2 protein-coding genes and 1 riboswitch are annotated in these 2,662 nt (G+C 41.1%); both genes read left to right on the plus strand.

Annotated features, from left to right (window positions below):
- Positions 1 to 17: 17 nt before the first annotated feature.
- Positions 18 to 116, plus strand: a riboswitch (SAM riboswitch).
- Between the two features lie 116 nt (positions 117 to 232).
- The gene (locus AC52RT_RS16865; RefSeq protein WP_495541817.1) at positions 233 to 2,080 is read left to right on the plus strand and encodes a bifunctional homocysteine S-methyltransferase/methylenetetrahydrofolate reductase; all 1,848 of its coding nucleotides are present in this window, start codon (positions 233 to 235) and stop codon (positions 2,078 to 2,080) included.
- A partial coding sequence (locus AC52RT_RS16870) for a homocysteine S-methyltransferase family protein (protein WP_495541818.1) occupies positions 2,073 to 2,662 on the plus strand: 590 nt, incomplete at its 3' end. The genes AC52RT_RS16865 and AC52RT_RS16870, both read left to right, overlap by 8 nt.

Here is a 2,662-nt window from a genome sequence, read left to right on the forward strand (position 1 = left end):
TAGAAAATTTCATATGAATCTTATTGAGAGAAGTGGAGGGACTGGCCCTTTGAAGCTTCAGCAACCGGCTACGGCAAAGGTGCTAAATCCTGCAAGCAGTGCTTGATAGATGAGGAGAATGTTTCAGAAAAAGCCTTCTTCTTTAAAGAAGGCTTTTTTTATTTTTTTTCATATAATGCTAAATGACTGATTCTTTCTATATGGAAAGGACCAAACGAGGAGATGTGCATTGATGGATTTTCGCCAAGAATTATCAAAAAGAGTTTTGGTTGGGGAAGGGGCAATGGGAACACTGTTATATTCACATGGAATTGATCATTGCTATGAGGAAATGAATACGACAGACCCTAATCAAATTGAGGCGATTCACCGTGCGTATGCAGCGGCGGGAGCCGATATTCTTCAATCTAATACCTATGGTGCTAATTATCATAAATTAAAACGGTATGGCTTAGAAGATGAAGTGAGTGTCATTAACCGTAAAGGTGTTGAACTAGCTAAAAAGGCTGCTTCCAAACAAGCATTTGTTTTTGGCACCATTGGAGCACTGCGAAGTATTCGTAAAAATGATTTGGATATAGAAGAAATAAAACGGAGCTTTAGAGAGCAGCTGTACAGCTTATTAATGGAAGGACCCGATGGATTAATTCTTGAGACCTATTACGATTTAGAAGAGCTAGAAACCGTGCTCCAGATTGCTAGAAAAGAAACAGGGCTCCCTATTATCGCGAATGTTTCGCTGCATGAGATAGGGTATCTGCAAAATGGCCTCCATCTCAATGAAGCCTTTTCAAGACTAGATGCTCTGGGGGCAGACGTTGTCGGATTGAACTGTCGATTAGGTCCGCATCATATGATACGTTCGTTAGAAGAAGTACCGCTGCCGAAACATGCTGGCATTGCCGTGTACCCGAACGCCAGCCTTCCGGAATACGTCGATGGCCGACTTGTCTATGAGGCTGTACCAGACTATTTCGGCTCAAGTGCGTTGAAATTACGTGAACAAGGTGCATCAATTATCGGTGGTTGTTGCGGGACAACGCCTAAGCATATTGGAGCGGTAAAAAAAGCGCTGGGGACATTGGCTCCAATTAAGGAAAAAGCTAGTAAAGCCCCTCAAATTGAGATTATTGAAGTCGATAAAAAGGATCAAATACCAGCCATTCATCTGCAGGCCAAAACAAAACGAACAATTTTGGTCGAATTGGATCCGCCTAAGAAACTTGGAATAGATGCCTTTATGGCGGGATCATCATGTTTACGGGATGCAGGTGTAGATTCGGTCACACTGGCCGATAATTCACTTGCAAGTCCGCGGATCAGCAATCTGGCTCTTGGGATTAAGATGAAAAATGAGCTCAATATGAATCCGCTCATTCACATTACCTGTCGAGACCGAAATCTAATTGGACTGCAATCTCACTTAATGGGCTTACAGACACTCGGATTAAATGAAGTACTGGTTATTACTGGAGATCCTTCTAAAATTGGAGATTTTCCGGGGGCCACATCTGTCTATGATTTATCCTCATTTGATTTAATCAGCTTAATCAAACAATTTAATGAAGGTTTATCTTACTCAGGTCAAAGTTTGGGACAGCGGACTAATTTTAAAATTGCTGCGGCTTTTAACCCAAATGTGAAATACTTAGATAAAGCCGTACAAAGGCTTGAAAAGAAAATAGCTTGCGGAGCACAATCCTTTTTAACACAGCCTATTTATTCCACAAGTCAAATTGAAGATGTCTATCAAGCTACCAAACATTTAGATACACCTATTTTTCTAGGCGTTATGCCTCTGACAAGCTCACGGAATGCTGAATTTATTCACAATGAAATTCCAGGAATTAAATTACCGGATTCGGTACGAGCAGCAATGGCTTCAGCTGGAAACGATCCAGTTAAAGCTAAGATCGAAGCAAATGCTATTGCTAAGGAATTGATTGATGCAACAATGGAGAGATTTAAAGGAATCTATTTAATCACTCCATTTTTACGATACGACATTACGGCACAGCTTACACAATATATCCGCACAACAGACAAAGAGAAACCAGCAGAGGTGAAAGAACATGAATAAACCTACGATAAATGAAGTACTATCTCAAAAGATTCTCCTCTTAGATGGAGCAATGGGAACGATGATTCAAAATGAAAATTTAACGGCAGAAGATTTTGGAGGCGAAGAATTTGAGGGGTGTAATGAATATTTATCCATTACGATCCCAGATACTATTCAATCTATTCATGAAGCCTATCTAAAAGCAGGAGCAGATATCATTGAGACGAATACATTCGGGGCAACGGATATTGTGCTCGATGAATACAATCTTGGCAGCCTTGCTTATGAACTAAATAAACGATCTGCCGAACTTGCCTGTAAGGCCTGCGAGACTTACTCTACCGCTGAATGGTCCCGCTATGTGGCAGGATCCATGGGACCGACAACAAAAACGCTTTCGGTTACTGGTGGTGCAACGTTTGACGGCTTAACTGCTTCATATGAAGAACAGGCCCGCGGACTAATTGACGGAGGCGTGGATTTACTACTAATTGAAACGTGTCAGGATATGTTAAATGTGAAAGCTGCATTTTCGGGTATTAAACTGGCGTTCAAAAACACAGGAAAGGAACTACCAATCATTATTTCAGGAACAATTGA

The sequence above is a fragment of the Peribacillus sp. genome, from assembly GCF_059453735.1.